This window comes from Streptomyces sp. NPDC000404 (assembly GCF_040300365.1).
GTDB classification, from domain to species: Bacteria; Actinomycetota; Actinomycetes; order Streptomycetales; family Streptomycetaceae; genus Streptomyces; species Streptomyces ramulosus.
The window spans coordinates 34970-52189 of sequence record NZ_JBEPDN010000012.1 but is presented as its reverse complement, the minus strand read 5'-3'; the positions used below and the strand labels follow the sequence as shown (position 1 = coordinate 52189).

The following is a 17220-nucleotide window of genomic DNA, read 5'->3' as shown; positions in this document are numbered from 1 at the left end:
CGGCGCCCATCCGTCAGGAGGTCTGCCGCGCCGCGGCGGTGTGCGGCCGGTCGGCCGGGCGGTCCGGCAGCGGGATCTTCTGCGCCAGCTTGTCGCCCTCGACATCGAGATCGGGCAGCAGCCGGCCGAGCCACGCCGGCAGCCACCAGGCCTTCTCCCGGGCGAGGGCCATGGTGGCCGGGATGAGCGTCAGCCGGATCAGGAAGGCGTCGACGACGATGCCCGTGGCCAGCGCGAAGCCCATCTGCTTGATCATGGGATCGGCGTTGAGGACGAACCCGGCGAAGACCGCGATCATGATCGTCGCGGCGGCCACCACGACGGAGCCGGCCCGGCTGACACCGATGGCGGTGGCCTCGCGCGCGCCCGCGCCGTGCACATGCGCCTCGCGCATGGAGGTGACCAGGAACATCTGGTAGTCCATGGCGAGCCCGTAGAGCACGCCGGTGATGATCACGGGAAGCAGGCTCACGACGGGCGAGGTGGCGTCCAGCCCGATCAGCCCCTGCAGCCATCCCCACTGGAAGACGGCCGTGGTGACGCCGAAGGTCGCCGCGATGGTCAGCAGGAAGCCGAGGGTCGCCGTCAGCGGGACCAGAACGGACCGGAAGACCAGCAGCAGGATGATCAGGGAGAGTCCCAGCACGGTGGCCAGGTAGAGGGGCAGGACATCGGTGAGCCGGTCCGAGATGTCGATGGCCAGCGCGGTGAAGCCGCTGACGCCGAGGGTGGTGCCGCTGTCCGCGCCGATCCGTTCGCTGCGGTGGCGCACCTCGGCGACCAGGTCCTTGGTGGCGTCGTCGTTGGGGCCGCTTGCGGGGACGAGGGCGAGGACCGCCGTGGTCCCGGCCGGGTCCATGCCGGCCAGCGACACCGACCGCGTGCCCTCGATCCGGCCGAGGCCGCTGGTGAGCGTCGTGAGCGCCGCGGGGGTGAGCGGGCCCGTGCCGGTGGAGTGCACGGCGATCATGAGCGGACCGTTGTACCCGCGCCCGAAGGCGTCGCTGACCAGCTCATAACTGCGGCGCTGCGCGGTGTCGCCGTTGTAGGAGGCGCCCGAGGGCAGCCCGGTCTTCATCCCGGCGGCGGGCAGCGCCAGCACCAGGGGGATCAGCAGCGCGACGGCGAGCGCCGGGTACCTGCGGCGGACCAGGCCCGCCGCCCACCGCACCGCCCACGGACGCCGCCCGGCCCCGGCGCCGTCGGCCCGCGGCGCCCCGCGCCGGGAGGGACGGATGCGCTCCTTGACGAGGCCGAGCAGCGCCGGCAGCAGCGTCAGGGCGAGCAGCACGGCGATCGCGATGGTGGCCGCCGCGACGACGGCCATGGTGCTGAGCAGGGTGATCCCCACGACCAGCAACCCGGCCAGGGCGATGACGACCGTGCTGCCGGCGAAGAAGACCGCGCTGCCGGCGGTGCCGATCGCCCGCGCGGCCGCCTCGTGCGCGTCCAGTCCGTCGTCGAGGATCAGCCGGCGCTGCCGGACGATGATGAAGAGCGCGTAGTCGATACCGACGGCCAGCCCCAGCATCAGGGCCAGGACGGCGGTCAGCGAGTGGATCTCGAAGACACCGGAGAGCGCGAACGCCCCGCCGACGCCGACCGTGACCCCGATCAGCGCGATGACCAGGGGCAGCCCGGCCGCCACCACCGATCCCAGGGTGACCAGCAAAACCAGCGCCGCCACGCCGACGCCGACGACCTCCCCGACGCCGACGACCTCCGGGAGCTGCATCATCGACCCCGACGGCAGGACCTCCAGGCCGCCGGGCGCGGCCTTCTGCCGGGCGGCCGCGACGGTGTCCTCGACGGTCCCGGAGGGCAGTTCGAAGGTCTGCTTGTCGAACTGGAACTGCAGCAGGGCCGCGGAGCCGTCGGCGGACACCGCGACACCGGGCACCGGCCGGCCGTTCACCAGGAGCGGGACGGGCGCCTTGCCGGCGGACGGCCGCGGAGCCGCCCGGGCCACCGCCGCCTGGGCCCGCAGCAGCGCGCTCCGCCCGCCCTTGGCGGCCTCCTCGGCGAGGGCGGCGCGCGGATCGACGACATGGTCGTGGCCGTGGACGGCGTCCACGGCCGCCAGCAGCGCGTCCCGGGTCCGCCCGTCGCCGATCCGGGTGCCGGCCGGCGCCTCGAAGACCAGCATCCCCTGCCCGCCCGACGCCTCTGGAAGGGAGGTGGCGAGGTCGTCGATGACCCGCTGGGCCGGGGTGCCGTCGATGCGGACCTCGTTGCTGACCTTGATCGGGTTGGCCAGCAGGAGCCCGGCGACGGCGGCCACCACGGCCAGCCAGCCCCCGATGACGTACCAGGGCCTGCCGTAGGCCCATCGGCCCAGCCGGTACAGCAGAACGGACACCGCTCTCTCCTCATCTCCGGTCGCCGTGGCCCGGGACGGGGACGCACGAGCGAGAGTTCACTATCGAAGTGAGAGGAGGCTATCAAAGCGATAGTGAACTATCGCAGGGTGCGGTGACGGGTAGTCTTCGTCGCCGGAGCAGGAAAGTCGCCAGAGCAGGAAAGGAGTGGCAGTTGGCCACCAACGCCGACCGCGCCCCGCGGCGCAGAGTGGACGCGCGCTCCACCGTCGAGCGCATCACCGCCGCCGGACGCACCGTCCTCGGCAGGGGGGACGGCTCCCTCGAACAGATCGCGGCCGAGGCGGGCGTGGGCATCGCCACGCTCTACCGCCACTTCCCCAACCGCGAGGCCGTCGTCCGCGCCGTCCTCGACGACATCCTCGACGGCATCCTCGACACCGAGCTGCCGCCCCTCGTGGCGCACGGCACCGACGCCCCCGCTCCCCGCCGGGCGCTGCAGTCCTTCGCCACCCGCGTCCTCGACCAGATCATCGAGGAGAAGGGGCTGGTCACCTTCGTCGGCAACTTCTCCGACGTCGCCGTCGACGTCCTCCAGCGCTTCGGCCGGTCACTGACCCCGCTGCTGCGCGCCGCCCAGGAGCAGGGCGAGGTCCGCGCGGACATCACCCCGGAGGACATCCCGCGCCTGCTCGTCATGGCCATCGCCGGACTGGCCGTCCCGGGCACCGCGCCCGCGACCCGCACCCGCTACCTCACGCTGATGTTCGACGCGCTGAACCCCGCCAACGCGACCCCCCTGCCCCCGCTGGACCCCGGCGAGGACGACCTGCGCACCGCGGTCGGCCACATCGCCCGCAGCTGACGCCGAGCCGTTCCCCCCGGGGCCGCCCGCCGTCACGGCCAGAGCAGGCCCTTCGTCCACCCCTCGCCGTCGCGCCGGTACACGAGGCGGGTGTGCCGGCGGTCCCGGGAGCCCTGCCAGAACTCCACCTCCTCGGCGCGTACGGTGCACACCGTCCAGCCGGGCGCCACCAGCGAGGGCTCGCGGGCGATCCGCTCCGCCGCGGCCTTCACCGCGGTGTCCCGCTCGTCGAGACCGGTCAGCGGGGTGCTCTGGCGGCCCAGCAGCGCCTCGGCGCGCGCGTCCGCACCGCGCGCCAGGAAGTCGGCGGCGGCCACCTCCGCGCCCTCCTCCACCACCGGGCCCCGCACCCGGACCTGCCGGCCCAGCGGCTGCCAGTAGAACGTCAGCGCCGCATACGGTCGGCCGGCCAGCTCGCGGCCCTTGAGGCTGTCGCGGTGCGCGGCGAACCGCCAGCCGTCCGCGCCGAGGTCCTTGAGGATCAGCATCCGCGCCGACGGCCGGCCCTCGGCATCGGCCGTGGACACCGTCATCGCATGCGGTTCGGGCACCTGGCGGCGGATCGCGTCCATCAGCCAGGCGGTGAACAGCGCCACCGGGTCGTCGGGTGTGCCGTCGGGATCGAACGCGGGCAGCTCACCCGCGAATACCGGGAGAGCACGCAGCAGTTGCCGGATGTCGGTCATCTCGCCCCCTGACGGATGGAACGGTTGCGCCGGACGCTACCAAGAGGGACCCGGCACGCGGCACCGCCCGCGCCCCGCGGGTCGCCGGGACGGCCGCACGGCCCGGTGCGCACCGCCGCACCCGGCGCCGCGCCGCCCTCGCACCCGGCGCCACGCCGCCCCCGCATCCGGTGTCCGCGGCCCCGCGGCCCGGGCCCCGTGCCCGCCCGCCGGGCCCCCGCCGCCGGGTCCGCCGACCGCCGTCCGGGCACGTACGATGGCGGCATGTCCTTCCTCCGCCGCCGCAGCGCAGCCACGCCCGCCGGGCCTGACTTCGACGTCCTCGCCATGGATCCCGGGGACTGGCCGGGCAATCTCGGAGCCGGGCTGCTGCCCGCCCCCGACGGCACCTGCCAGGGCGTCTTCCTCCGCTACGACCTGTTCGGCGGCCGCGGCCCCGCGATGGTCATCGGGAACCTCCCGGAGGGCTCCCCGGCCCGCGAGCTGGCCGACGGCGAGGTGCCCTTCGAGGTCGCCCAGCTGCTCGCGGCGCTCGGCAACGACGAGCCGGTCGAGGTCGTCGAGAGCGAGGACACCCCCGTCATGCACGACGACAACCTCCTCATCGTCAAGCGCATCAAGTGCTCCGAAAGCCGCGTCTCCTGCGTCCAGTTCGACCGCAGCGACGGCGTGCTGGTCACCATCGCCAGCTGGGACCGCCCGATCACCGACGACCTCTACGCCCTCCTGAAGCCGCTGCCGGCCGAACTCTTCCAGCAGCACTGACGGACCGCCCGCGGGCCGGGAGCGGACCACCGCCCCCGGCCCGCGTGGCAGGCGGCTACGCCCCGCCCCGCCGCACCTCGACATCCGCGGCCCGCACATACCCGATCCGGTGCCCGACCTGGATCACGTAGTACCGGTCCGTGCCCCGCACGACGGCGTGGGTGGCCGGGTCGTAGCCCGGCGCGGAGAAGTAGTCCCCGAGCACCGACCCGCCGGTGGCGTACCGCTCCCCGGCGTGCAGCTGGTACGGCAGCGGCGACACCTCCTGTACCGGCACCCCCGCCGGATACGCCGCCTTCTCCGGGTACGCCCGCCCGTAGACCGGGATCGTCGCCCGCCCCGCCTTCGGCGTCACCGTCGCGCCCGACGTGCGGAAGGCCGTGGGGTGCTTCGCCGGATTCTCGAACCACGCCCGCTGTCCGAGGTACCAGATCGCCGTCCAGTCGCCCTGCTGCCCGGCGAACGCGAACCGCTGGCCGGTGCTGGCCCGCGCCCCCAGATCGTTGACGTCGGTCGTCGACGGGCTGCCGTCCGGCCGCAGCCCCACGTCCGCGACCAGCGCCGCGTCCGCCCGCGGCGCGACCCGCAGCCGCACCGCCTCCGACCCGTGCGCGGCACACGGCTCGCCCGCCTTCTCACACCCGGTGTACGGCGGCTCGTTCGTGGCGTAGTCGGGCCGGATCACGACGACGTCGCCCGCCGCCCGCCGCTCCGCCGCGAACGGCTTGCCCAGCAGCGTGAAGTAGTGCGCCCAGTCCCAGTACGGACCGGGGTCGGTGTGCATCCCCGGGATCGTCGAGGTCGTCGTCCCCGGCACGTTGTCGTGGCCCAGGATGTGCTGCCGGTCCAGCGGCACCCCGTACTTCCTGCTCAGATACGTCACCAGCCGCGCCGAGCTGCGGTACATCGCCTCCGTGTACCAGGCGTCGGGAGCGGCCAGGAACCCTTCGTGCTCGATGCCGACGGAGTGGGAGTTGATGTACCAGTTCCCGGCCTGCCAGGCGACGTCCTTCGTCGGCACGTGCTGGGCGATCAGCCCGTCGGACGAGCGGACCGTGTAGTGCCACGACACATACGTCGGATCCTGGACCAGCTTCAGCGACGTCTCCCACGACCCCTCGGTGTCATGGATGACGATCGTGTCGACCTTGAGGTCCTCGGGCCGGTCGGCCTTGTCGTGGTTCCCGTAGTCGCCGTCCCCGAACTCCTCGTACGGCGCCGGGACCGACTCGCACGCCACCGACGCCGGGCACTCGGGCCGTGCCGCCGGAGCGACGGCCTGCCGGATCGCCGAGGCGAGACGTTTCGCCTGTGCGGCGTCGGGGCGCAGCGCGGGAGCCGCCGCCAGCGTCACCCGCTGCCCCGCGTCCGTGGTCCGCTCCTGACCGTTGCGCAGCGTGGCGAAGACCTCGTCGGCGAAGGCCCGCCCACCGGACGCGTCGCCCGCCCCGGCGTACCGCGCCACCGCGGCGTACCAGCCGGCCGGACCGGCATCGCGCGCCGCTCCCAGCGCGCGCTGCTCCGCGGCGAGCAGCGCCGCCCCGCCGAGGATGTTCGCCGCCGGATCGGTGCGCAGCCTCGCCGCCGGGATACCGGTCAGCTCGGCCGCCCGGGGCAGCGTCCGCAGCCGCGCGGGCAGTTCGGCGGGCAGCGGCTGCGGCGCCGCGGCCCGGCGGCCGGCCGCGACCGGCCGCGCGGCGTCGCCCCGCGGGTCGTCGTCCGCCTCGCTGTGGCGCGCCGCGTCCCGGGCCACCGCCGCGCGGGCGTCCGTCAGATGCATCGGGCCGTACCCGCCGTCCACGCTGGGCGCCCCGGCGTGCGCGTCCCAGCGGGACTCCAGGTAGGAGACGCCCAGCAGCACACTGCTCGGTACGTGATAGCGGGCGGCGGCCTCGGCGAAGGCGTGCTGGAGGCTGTCCGCCGCGGGCTCGGCGGCCCCGGCCGGACCGGTGGCCGACACGAGCGGGAGCAGCAGCGCCCCGGCGGCGAGGGCCGTCGCGGTGCGGACGGCCGGGCGGGAGGTGCGTCGCCCGCCCTCCGGTGCGGCGCTCCGCAATCTTCGCAGTCTTCGCAAGGCAACCTCCTGGAACCGGCCCCGGCCGGGGCGCTGTGACGGATGGTGCGCAGACGTCCGAACGGGACGGGACTCATCTCATGAGCCCCGACCGGCCCTAGAGGTATCGGCTGTCCGATGTTCCGTCAATCACCTGGCCACCACGGGATTTCGCATGTCAGCGCGGTATGGACGCAGTCTTCCCGGGATCGGCCCGCGGCCTGCGGGGCGTCAGTGGAATGGACCAGTGGCGGCCGCGAACGCTCCGCGGCACGCGCCACCGGAGCGGCGCCGCACCGGCACCGGTGGCGCGAGATGGCACGGCGAAGGGCGGCGCGTCCGGCCCTCCGGATGCGCCGCCCCTGTGCTGCACCGCTCAGCGGGTGCCGACCGCCGCCCGTACCGCCCGCCGGGCCATCTGCGCGTCGTCGTGCAGCCGCCGCAGCAACAGCCGCTGCTCCTCGCCCGCGGACAGGACGCCGGGCACGCCCCCGGGCGGAGTGCCCTCCGGCACCGGCTCCCGCATCGTGCGCTGCACCGCGCTCTCGTACCGCTGGATCTCCCGCGTCAGCACCAGCATCAGATTGACCAGGAACGCGTCCCGCGCCGCCGGGCCCGCCGCCTGGGCCAGCTGACTGATCTGCCGGCGCGCCGCCGGCGCCTCGCCGAGCTGCGCCCACAGCGTCGCCAGGTCGTAGCCGGGCAGGTACCACCCGGCGCTGTCCCAGTCGAGCAGCACCGGACCCATCGGCGACAGCAGGACGTTGTTCAACAGCGCGTCGCCGTGCGAGAACTGGCCCTGGACGTGCGGGATGCCGCGCAGCAGCTGCCGCAGGTCGCCCAGGTCCCGGTCGGTCAGCAGCCCCAGCTCGTGGTAGCGCGCGATCCGGCGGCCGTAGTCCAGCGGGGCGTCGAAGAGTCCGGGCGGCGGCCGCCAGAGGTTGATCCGGCAGATCGCGCCGAGCGCCGCGCGCACGTCCCCGCGGGCCGGAGCCTCGGAGGGGTGGCGCTGGAGGGCGGCGACGCGGCCCGGCATCCGCTCCACCACCAGCGTGCAGTTTTCGGGATCGGCGGCGACCAGCCGCGGCACCCGTACCGGGGGACGGTGCCGGACGAACGCCCGGTACGCCACTATTTCCTGCCGGAACCGCTCGACCCAGGTGGGGGAGTGGTCCAGTAAACACTTCGCGACCGCCGTGGTCCGCCCCGTCGTGCCCACCAGCAGCACCGACCGGCCGCCGCGCCGCAGCACCTGGACCGGATGGAACTCCGGACAGATGCGGTGCACGGAGGCGACGGCGGCGCGCAGCGGGGCGCCCTGGGGGCCGGACAGATCGAGCCGTCCGCTCAGCGGCTGGGCGACCGCGCCCGCCCGCCGGACCCGGCCACCCGCGAGCCCGGGCACCGTCCCCGCGCCGGCGGCCGGATCGGGGTACGGCCGGCCGCCCGCGGGCTGGTGACGGTACGTCCGGGTGGGGGAGGTCACGGCGGACGATGCTGCGTACATGGGTGAGACGGATCCCTTCGTGCGCCGACGAGTGGTGCGCTCCCGGCCCGGCGGCGGGAGCCCGCCGTACGGACCTCGTGCAGAAGGCCGGTTCGGCGTACCCCTGGAGCAGGGCGCGCACCCTGGGGAATGCGGCCTGGCCACCGGGCCGGGGGCGACACGTCTACACAACACACCGGCGCGGGTGGCAGACCATGTGGCGCACCCTGGCGAACCCCTGGCGAATGCTCGCGGCCCATGTCAACGGCGGTTACTGTCAACGAAGTCGAGGAACCTGGGGGCTTGACGTGGGCAGGGAGCCGAACACCCGTCTCGCGGACCTTTTCGGACTGGCCGGCTGGTCCAAGGGCGAACTGGCGAGGGCGGTCAACCGGCAGGCGGCGGCCATGGGGCATCCGCAGCTGGCGACCGACACCTCGCGGGTCCGGCGCTGGATCGACATGGGGGAGACCCCCCGGGATCCGGTGCCGAAGGTGCTCGCCTCCCTGTTCACCGAGCGCCTCGGCCGTGTCGTAACCACCGAGGACCTCGGGTTCGCCCGGAGCGGCCGTACGGGGAGGCGGCAGTCCGACGACGGGCTGCCGTGGGCTCCCGAGCGGACCGCCGCGGTCCTCACGGAATTCACGGGAATGGACCTCATGCTCAACCGACGCGGTCTGGTGGGCGCGGGCGCGGCGCTCGCCGCGGGCTCCGCACTGACCGGCGCCATGGACAACTGGCTGCACACCGACCCGGCACCGCGGCCAGGAGCCGCGGCACACCCCGATCCGCTCACCGCCTCCGGCTTCGAACCCTCGCACCGCTCCGACCAGATCGCCCTCGACCGCTACGAGGCGGCGCCCGTCGGCTCCCAGGAGATCGACGCGCTGGAACGCTCCGTGGAGGTCTTCCGCGCCTGGGACGCCGCCCGCGGCGGCGGGCTCCAGCGCAAGGCCGTGGTCGGCCAGCTCAACGAGGTGGGCGGCATGCTCGCCTACCGCCACCCCGAACACCTCCAGCGCCGGCTGTGGGGGGTGGCGGCCAACCTCGCCGTGCTGGCCGGCTGGATGTCCCACGACGTGGGGCTCGAACCCACGGCGCAGAAGTACTTCGTCATCGCCGCACACGCCGCGCGGGAGGGCGGCGACCGGCCGCGCGCCGGCGAGGCGCTCTCCCGCGCCGCCCGTCAGATGGTCCACCTGGGCCGCCCGGACGACGCGCTCGACCTGATGCAGCTGGCCTCCTCCGGCTCCGGCGAACAGGCGCTGCCCCGCACCCGCGCCATGCTGCGCACCATCGAGGCCTGGGCCCATGCGGCCAAGGGCAACAGCAGCGCCGTCCGCCGCACCCTGGGCGAGGCCGAGGAGCTGTTCGTCTCCGACAAGGGCGATGTGCCGCCGCCCAGTTGGATGCAGATGTTCGACGAGGCCGATCTGCACGGCATGGAGGCGCTGGCCTACCGCACCCTCGCCGAACACGACCCCTCGGCCGCCGGCCTCGCCCAGTGCCACGCCAAACAGGCCCTCCAGCTGCGGGAGGCCGGCCGCCGCCGGTCGCAGATCTTCGACTACCTCTCGATGGCGTCGGCCTGCTTCATCGGCGACGATCCCGAACAGGCCGCCCGCTACGCCCGGTTGGCGCTGGCCGCCATCGGCGAGAACTCCTCGCACCGCACCTGGGACCGGCTCCGCGAGATGTACCGCCTCGCCGGGCAGTTCTCCGGCAACGACCGGATCAAGGAGCTGCGCGCGGAGATCGACGAGGTGATGCCCAAGCCACGCGGCAAGGCGAAGGTGCCGGCCCCGGCGACGGCGCTCGACACCCGGCTCGGCACCACCTTCTCGGTCTGAGCCGATGCCGCACGCCCACCAGGCCGGTGCCGCCGGCCCGTCCCGTGCGCAGCCGGAGCGGACCGGCGGCCGGGAGGGGCGGCGTGTCCGGGCCGCCGGAGCCGGCCACCGCAATCCGGCCCTTCCGGCCGGCCGTTCACCGACGTCTCAGCTGACCCGCGCGATCAGCAGACAGGCGTCGTCCTCGCGCACGGCGCCGTCGAACTCCTCGACGGCGAGCCGGACACACTCCTGGGCGTCCCGCGCCGCGGCGAAACGCGGCGCCAGCCCGAGCAGCCGCTCGGCCGCCTCATGGGCGACGTCCGGACCGTGCGTACGGCGCGACAGCAGACCGTCGGTGTGCAGCACCAGCACATCGCCGGGGGCCAGCTGCTCGGTGCGCTGACCGTATGCGGTGTTCGCGGTCGCGCCGAGGAGGACGCCCTCCGGTGGATCCAGCGCGCGCCCCGCGCCGCCGCGGAACAGCAGCGGCGCGGGGTGCCCGGCCTGGGCCCACTCCAGTACCCGGGTGGCCGGGTCGAACCGGCCGCAGACGGCGCTGCCCAGGGCGGGCTGCGCGGCGGAGTCCAGCAGTTGGTTGAGGAAGCCCATCAGCGGCCCCGGGCGGTGCCCGGCCACCGCCATCCCGCGCAGCGCGCCCAGCACCATCGCCATCCCGGACGTGGCGCTGGCGCCGTGCCCGGTCAGATCGCCGACGCTCAACAGCGTGGCGGTGTCGGGGAGTTGCAGGGCGTCGAACCAGTCGCCGCCGATCAGGGCGCTGGTGGCGGCGGGGAGGTAGTGCCCGGCCAGATCGAGGGCGACCGGGCCGCCCTGCGGGAAGCGGAGCGGACCGCGCCACGGCGGCAGCACCGCCTCCTGCAGCTCGACCGCGAGCCGGTGCTCCGTCCGCGCCGCATGCCGCCTGCGCTGGAGCGAATCGCGGCTCTCGCGCACCGCCCGCTCGCTGCGCCGCAGCTCGCTGACGTCCCGCAGCACAGCCCACATGCACGCCGTCGAACCGTCCGCGTCCAGCACCGGCTCACCGGTCATGTGGACCGTCCGCACCCGGGCGTCCGGGCGGACGACGCGGAACTCGCCGTCGATGGGGCGGCCGTCCACCAGACAGTCGGTGACCATCGTGGCCAGATGCTGCTGGTCCTCGGCGAAGACCAGGGACGGCAGCTCGTCGAGGGTCAGCGGGCCGTCGGACGGCTCCCGGCCCAGGATGGTGAACAGCTCCCCGGACCAGCTGACCTCGTCGGTGAGGAGATTCCACTCCGCGCTGCCCACCCGGCTCAGCAGCGAACCGCGCGGCGGCTCCTCGGCGGGCGGCGCGAGCGGCCCGGCGTAGGCGGCGCCGTCGGTCTCCTCCGGGGGCAGGCCCTCTCTGAGCTGGTCGAGATGGCCGCCGACGTCGTCGAGGTGGTGGACGGCGAGGTCGCACAGCGCGCGCTGCCAGCGCAGCTGCGGATCGACGGTCACGTCGTCGGTCGCCGACGACCCGCGTACGGCGTCGAGGCCACCGCGCAGCAGGCGGGCCTGGCTGATCAGGGCCTCGACCGTGTCACGCTCGGGTGGCTGGGCGGACGGACGGTCCGCGAAGAGGGGGGACGGCATCGATTCTCCGAGATATGGCGGCGCCGGCCACGGCGGTCCTGTCCTGGCCGACAGAGCGCGCCCGGGGGCTGGTGTGAGGGCCGGGTAACGACTCTTGCACAGGCTGCGACGGTCTGTAAGTGATTTGGCATGACCCGATACGGCGTTGCGGACGGCATATGCCCCCGGACTCCGTGGGGCACCACCGGCCGAATCGGCGGAATGACAGATTCCAAGCTAGGCTGCGCCCGCCGTCGCGCTGCCGGGCCCACCGATCCACGCTGGGAACGACGCATACGGCCCGCGGTCACCGGCAAGAATGCCGGTCGGCGGAAATCCCGTTGCCAGCCAGTCCCCCGCACCGGATGCTGACCTCATGTTCGATCCAGACATAGCGCCCAGTGGCACCCTGCTCGGCCTCCTGCAGCGAGGCCGCGGCGACGGGACCCTGCACGCCCTCGCGGCGCCGCGGGCCGAGGCGCTCGCGGCGCTCGACGACTGCGTGCTGCGCGATGCCCGCCGCGACTGGCAGGTGGAGAACCGCTCCCTCTACTACGCGCGCCTCTACATGCAGCTCGACGGCGGACTCGACGCGATCGAACGGCACCTCTTCCATCCGGACGACGGCGTCGACACCGCCGAGGAGCGCACCGGCCTCGCCCTCTCCGTCCTCGGCCACCTCGCCGCCTACGGCCGGGACGCCGCCCGCCTGCTGCTGCGCGGATACGCCGCGACCGGCAGCAACTGGCGCTGGGCCCTGGACGAGCTGGCGCTGCGCGACGACGACGCGGGCCTGGCCGCCCTCGCCCCCGCCGTCCTCGCCCGCTTCCCCGCCACCGCCGAGGGCGACGCCGCGCTGGCCGCCGCCGTCCGCGACGCCTTCGAACCCCACCCCTGGCGGCTGTGGGCCGAGGACCCGCGCTACGCGGAGCGCCTGGCCGCCGCCGGGGAGCAGGGCTCCTTCGACCGCTGGCAGCGGCAGCTGCGCCCGCGCGGCCCGCGGCCCGGCTGGAGCGTCGCCGAGGTGCTGCGCTGGGCCGAGGAGGGCGCGCCGGGCGCCGAGGAGCAGCGGTATCTCGCCGCCGCCCGCTGCCTGGGCGCCGTCGCCGGGCCCGAGGACCGCCCCGCCCTGCTGGACGCGGCCCGCACCGGCCCGGACGCGGCCCGCGCCGCCGTCCTGCACCACCTCGCCGAACGCGCCGACCCGGCCGCCCTCGACCTCGTCGAGGCCACCGCCGGTGCCCCCGGCGCGGGCGAGGTGCCCACCGCCGCCGCGCTCGCCGCCTTCGCCCGGATGCCCGCCACCGACGCCGTCCTCGGCCGCGCCCGCGGCTGGGCCCGCCGCGACGACCGGCTGGGCGCCGCCGCTGCCGCCGTCCTCGCCCGCCGCGGAGACGCCCGCGACGCCGGGGTGGTGCTCGCCGCGCTGCGCCGTACGGTCCGCGTCGACGGGCCGGACGCCGATGCGCTGTGGGAGCTGGTGGACGGCGTCGGGCGGCTCGCCGTCGACTGCGCGGCGCCGGTGCTGCGCCACGTCTACCGCGAGACCGCCTCCTCCGAGCTGCGCGGGCGGACCGCCGCCGCGCTCGCGGTGACCGACCCGGGCTTCGCCGCCGGGTTCGCCGTGGAGTGCCTCTGGGACTGCGAGGAGACCACCCGGGAGCTGGCCGCCCGGCACGCCGCGACCGGCGACGACCGGGTCGTCGAACAGCTTCGCCGGCTCGCCGCCGATCCGGCCGAGGAGGCCGAGGTGCAGACCGCCGTCCGCAGCCGGTTCGGGCCGGACGCCTCGGCGGTCTGAGGGGCGGCCGTCCGGGCGGGGCCGCACTCGGCCGCCGGGCCCGTCCGCCCTTCCCGGCGGGCGGCCTCCGGCGCGTACGCGCCACGGCCCGACGCCCCCTGGCGCGTACGGTCCGCGCTGCCACAATGGCCGGATGACCGGACGCTGGGAGTTCTGGATCGATCGCGGGGGCACCTTCACGGACGTGGTCGGGCGGCGGCCGGACGGCCGGCTGGTCACCGCGAAACTGCTCTCGCACCACCCCGAGCGCTACCGCGACGCGGCCGTCGAGGGGATCCGGCGGATGCTGGGCCTCGCGCCGGGTGAGCCGGTGCCCGCCGAGCGCGTCGCCGTCGTCAAGATGGGCACCACCGTCGCCACCAACGCCCTGCTGGAGCGCACCGGCGAGCCGACCGTCCTGCTCGTCACGGAGGGCTTCGGCGACGCGCTGCGCATCGCGTACCAGAACCGTCCCCGGATCTTCGACCGGCACATCGTGCTGCCCGAGCCGCTGTACGAGCGGGTGATCGAGGTGCCCGAGCGGCTGGACGCGCACGGCCGGGTGGTGCGGCCGCTGGAGACCGCGGCGCTCCGCGGTGAGCTGGCGCGGGCCCGCGCCGACGGGCTGCGCGCCGCCGCCGTCGTCCTGCTGCACGGCTACCGCCACACCGCCCACGAGAAGGCCGTCGCGGCCCTCGCCACCGAGGCGGGATTCCCGCAGGTCAGCTGCGGGCACGAGGTCAGCCCGCTGATGAAGCTGGTGCCGCGCGGCGACACCACCGTCGTCGACGCGTACCTCTCGCCGGTGCTGCGCCGCTACGTCGACGAGGTGGCGGCGCAACTCCCGGGTATCCGGCTGATGTTCCTGCAGTCCAACGGCGGGCTGCGGCGGGCCGCGCACTTCCGGGGCAAGGACGCGGTGCTGTCCGGTCCGGCCGGCGGCGTCGTGGGCATGGTCCGCTCCGCCGCCGAGGCGGGGCCCGGGCACGACCGCGTCATCGGCTTCGACATGGGCGGCACCTCCACCGATGTCTCGCACTACGCGGGCGAGTTCGAGCGGGTGCTCGGCAGCGAGGTGGCCGGGGTGCGGATGCGCGCGCCGATGATGAACATCCACACCGTCGCCGCCGGCGGCGGCTCCGTCCTCCACTTCGACGGGCGCCGCTACCGCGTCGGCCCGGACTCCGCAGGCGCCGACCCCGGGCCCGCCTGCTACCGCCGCGGCGGCCCGCTCACCGTCACCGACGCCAACGTCATGCTCGGCCGGATCCAGCCCGACCACTTCCCGGCGGTCTTCGGGCCGGACGGCGACCGGCCGCTCGACGCGGAGACGGTCCGCACCCGCTTCGCCGAACTGGCCGCGCGCACCGCCCGGGAGAGCGGCGACGACCGCGGGCCGGAGGAGGTCGCCGCCGGATTCCTGGACATCGCCGTCCTCAACATGGCCAACGCCGTCAAGAAGATCTCCGTCCAGCGCGGCCACGACCTCACCCGCTACGCGCTGACCAGCTTCGGCGGCGCCGGCGGTCAGCACGCCTGCGCCGTCGCCGACGCCCTCGGCATCGACACGGTGCTGATCCCGCCGCTCGCCGGGGTGCTCTCCGCGTACGGCATCGGCGTCGCGGACGCCACCGCGATGCGCGAGCGCGCCGTCGAGACGGAGCTGGACGGCGCGGCGGCCGCGGACCGGGTGCGGGCCGTCTGCGGCGAACTGGCCGCGCAGGCCCGCCGCGAACTCGTCGACGAGGGCGTGCCCGCGGCGAGCGTCACCACCCGCGCCCGGGTGCTGATCCGCTACGCCGGGACCGACACCGCGCTCGGCGTCCCGCTCGCCACCACGGACGAGATGGCCGCCGCCTTCACCCGGCTGCACCGCGCCCGCTACGCCTTCACCATGGACAAACCGCTGGTCGCCGAGGCGGTGACGGTCGAGGCGACGGGCGCCGCCGGCGGCGCGGGCTCGGGCGCGGAGCCGCCCGGCCCCCGCAGGGGCGCGATGCCGCCCGCCGTCACCGTCCGGATGTACGCGGGCGGCGCCTGGCGGGACACCCCGCTCCATGCGCGCACCGGGCTGCGGCCCGGGGACACCGTCACCGGGCCCGCGCTGATCACCGAGGAGGACGCGACGACGGTCGTGGACCCGGGCTGGCGGGCGACGGTCGGCGACGCCGGGCATCTGCTGCTGGACCGCGCCGAGCCCCGTCCGGAGCGGGCGGCCGTCGGCACCACGGCGGATCCGGTGATGCTGGAGGTGTTCAACAGCCTCTTCATGGCGATCGCCGAGCAGATGGGCGTCCGGCTGGAGCACACCGCGCACTCCGTCAACATCAAGGAGCGCCTCGACTTCTCCTGCGCGCTCTTCGACGCGGCGGGCAATCTCATCGCCAACGCCCCGCACATCCCGGTCCATCTGGGCTCGATGGGCGAGTCGATCAAGGAGGTGCTGCGGCGGCGCGGCGCCGACCTGCGGCCCGGCGACGTCTACGCGGTCAACGATCCGTACCACGGCGGCACCCATCTGCCGGACGTCACCGTCGTCACCCCGGTCTTCGACGACGCCGGGGAAGAACTGCTCTTCCTGGTCGCCTCGCGCGGCCACCACGCGGAGATCGGCGGGATCACGCCCGGTTCGATGCCGGCGTTCAGCCGGACCGTCGACGAGGAGGGCGTCCTCTTCGACACCTGGCTGCTGGTCCGCGACGGGCACCTGCGCGAGGACGAGACCCGGGCGCTGCTGACCTCCGGGCCGTACCCCTCGCGCGCGCCCGACGCCAACCTCGCCGATCTGCGCGCCCAGATCGCCGCCAACGAGAAGGGCATCGCCGAACTCCGCCGGATGACCGCGCAGTTCGGCCTGGACGTGGTCCGCGCCTACATGGGGCACGTCCAGGACAACGCGGAGGAGTCGGTCCGCCGGATCATCGCCGGGCTCTCGGACGGCGGCTGCGACTACGTCACCGACAGCGGGGCGCACATCAAGGTGGCGCTGACCGTCGACCGGGCCGCGCGCACCGCGGTGCTGGACTTCGCCGGTACCTCACCGCAGCAGCCGGGCAACGACAACGCCCCGCGCTCGGTGGCGATGGCCGCGGTGCTCTACGTCTTCCGCACCCTGGTCGCCGACGACATCCCGCTCAACAGCGGCTGTCTGAAGCCGGTCGAGGTGCGGGTGCCGGACGGCTGCATGCTGGCGCCGGAGCACCCCGCGGCCACGGTCGCCGGGAACGTCGAGACCTCCCAGGCGGTCACCGGCGCCCTCTACGCCGCACTGGGCGTCCAGGCCGAGGGCTCGGGCACGATGAACAACCTGACCTTCGGCAACGACCGGGTGCAGTACTACGAGACGGTCGCCTCCGGTTCCGGCGCGGGCCCGGACTTCGACGGCACCGACGCCGTCCAGACCCATATGACCAACTCCCGGCTCACCGACCCCGAGGTCCTGGAGTGGCGCTATCCGGTGCGGGTCGACGCCTTCGCGCTGCGGCACGGCAGCGGCGGCGCCGGGGCCCACCGCGGCGGCGACGGCGTGGAGCGGCGGCTGCGGTTCCTGGAGCCGATGACGATCGCCCTGCTCACCGGCCACCGCCGCATCCCGCCGTACGGCATGGCGGGCGGCGGCCCGGGCGCGCTCGGCGAGAACGTCCTGCGGCGTGCCGACGGCACCACCGAGCATTTGCGCGGCCGCGACACCGCCGAGGTGGGCCCGGACGATGTGCTGGTGGTGCGGACGCCGGGCGGCGGCGGGTACGGGGAGCCGGCCGGACCGGCCGGACCGGACGGCCCGGCCGGGGCGTGAGCGAGGGGCGCGCCGCCCGGGCCGTGCCGCCGGGCGCGCCCGC

10 protein-coding genes are annotated in these 17220 nt (G+C 75.0%); 5 read left to right on the top strand and 5 right to left on the bottom strand.

Annotated elements, in window-relative coordinates; all coding sequences use genetic code 11:
* Positions 1-13 precede the first annotated feature (13 nt).
* Positions 14-2359, bottom strand: coding sequence for an MMPL family transporter (locus ABT345_RS23080; protein WP_345090913.1), 2346 nt, complete (start codon positions 2357-2359; stop codon positions 14-16).
* Between the two features lie 173 nt (positions 2360-2532).
* On the opposite strand from ABT345_RS23080, the gene ABT345_RS23075 reads away from it, so the two are divergent.
* On the top strand, positions 2533-3183 hold the full coding sequence (locus ABT345_RS23075; RefSeq protein WP_345090910.1) for a TetR/AcrR family transcriptional regulator: 651 nt from the start codon (positions 2533-2535) through the stop codon (positions 3181-3183).
* Between the two features lie 32 nt (positions 3184-3215).
* Here the strand turns inward: ABT345_RS23075 and ABT345_RS23070 are convergent, their stop codons facing one another.
* Positions 3216-3869, bottom strand: a complete 654-nt coding sequence (locus tag ABT345_RS23070) for a pyridoxine/pyridoxamine 5'-phosphate oxidase (RefSeq protein WP_345090907.1) — start codon at positions 3867-3869, stop codon at positions 3216-3218.
* A 264-nt stretch (positions 3870-4133) separates the two neighbouring features.
* Between ABT345_RS23070 and ABT345_RS23065 the strand changes: the two genes are divergently transcribed.
* Positions 4134-4634, top strand: a complete 501-nt coding sequence (locus ABT345_RS23065; RefSeq protein ID WP_345090904.1) for a hypothetical protein — start codon at positions 4134-4136, stop codon at positions 4632-4634.
* Positions 4635-4689: 55 nt separating this feature from the next.
* Here the strand turns inward: ABT345_RS23065 and ABT345_RS23060 are convergent, their stop codons facing one another.
* Complete coding sequence (locus ABT345_RS23060) at positions 4690-6690, bottom strand: N-acetylmuramoyl-L-alanine amidase (RefSeq protein ID WP_345090902.1); 2001 nt, start codon at positions 6688-6690, stop codon at positions 4690-4692.
* A gap of 373 nt (positions 6691-7063) precedes the next feature.
* Positions 7064-8194, bottom strand: a complete 1131-nt coding sequence (locus ABT345_RS23055; protein ID WP_345090900.1) for an aminoglycoside phosphotransferase family protein — start codon at positions 8192-8194, stop codon at positions 7064-7066.
* A 287-nt stretch (positions 8195-8481) separates the two neighbouring features.
* Here ABT345_RS23055 and ABT345_RS23050 point away from each other — a divergent pair, with 287 nt between their 5' ends.
* Complete coding sequence (locus ABT345_RS23050) at positions 8482-10023, top strand: DNA-binding protein NsdB (protein ID WP_345090898.1); 1542 nt, start codon at positions 8482-8484, stop codon at positions 10021-10023.
* Between the two features lie 147 nt (positions 10024-10170).
* On the opposite strand, the gene ABT345_RS23045 is transcribed toward ABT345_RS23050, so the two are convergent.
* Complete coding sequence (locus tag ABT345_RS23045) at positions 10171-11622, bottom strand: PP2C family protein-serine/threonine phosphatase (RefSeq protein ID WP_345090896.1); 1452 nt, start codon at positions 11620-11622, stop codon at positions 10171-10173.
* Between the two features lie 355 nt (positions 11623-11977).
* Here ABT345_RS23045 and ABT345_RS23040 point away from each other — a divergent pair, with 355 nt between their 5' ends.
* Positions 11978-13402, top strand: coding sequence for a HEAT repeat domain-containing protein (locus ABT345_RS23040; RefSeq protein WP_345090893.1), 1425 nt, complete (start codon positions 11978-11980; stop codon positions 13400-13402).
* A gap of 133 nt (positions 13403-13535) precedes the next feature.
* Complete coding sequence (locus ABT345_RS23035) at positions 13536-17177, top strand: hydantoinase B/oxoprolinase family protein (RefSeq protein ID WP_345090891.1); 3642 nt, start codon at positions 13536-13538, stop codon at positions 17175-17177.
* Positions 17178-17220 lie beyond the last annotated feature (43 nt).

Excerpts from the sequence above, each read along its gene's own strand:
- ABT345_RS23040 (WP_345090893.1), top strand. The coding sequence starts at position 11,978 with ATGTTCGATCCAGACATAGCGCCCAGTGGCACCCTGCTCGGCCTCCTG.
- ABT345_RS23045 (WP_345090896.1), bottom strand. The coding sequence starts at position 11,622 with ATGCCGTCCCCCCTCTTCGCGGACCGTCCGTCCGCCCAGCCACCCGAG.
- ABT345_RS23070 (WP_345090907.1), bottom strand. The coding sequence starts at position 3,869 with ATGACCGACATCCGGCAACTGCTGCGTGCTCTCCCGGTATTCGCGGGT.
- ABT345_RS23035 (WP_345090891.1), top strand. The coding sequence starts at position 13,536 with ATGACCGGACGCTGGGAGTTCTGGATCGATCGCGGGGGCACCTTCACG.
- ABT345_RS23065 (WP_345090904.1), top strand. The coding sequence starts at position 4,134 with ATGTCCTTCCTCCGCCGCCGCAGCGCAGCCACGCCCGCCGGGCCTGAC.
- ABT345_RS23055 (WP_345090900.1), bottom strand. The coding sequence starts at position 8,194 with ATGTACGCAGCATCGTCCGCCGTGACCTCCCCCACCCGGACGTACCGT.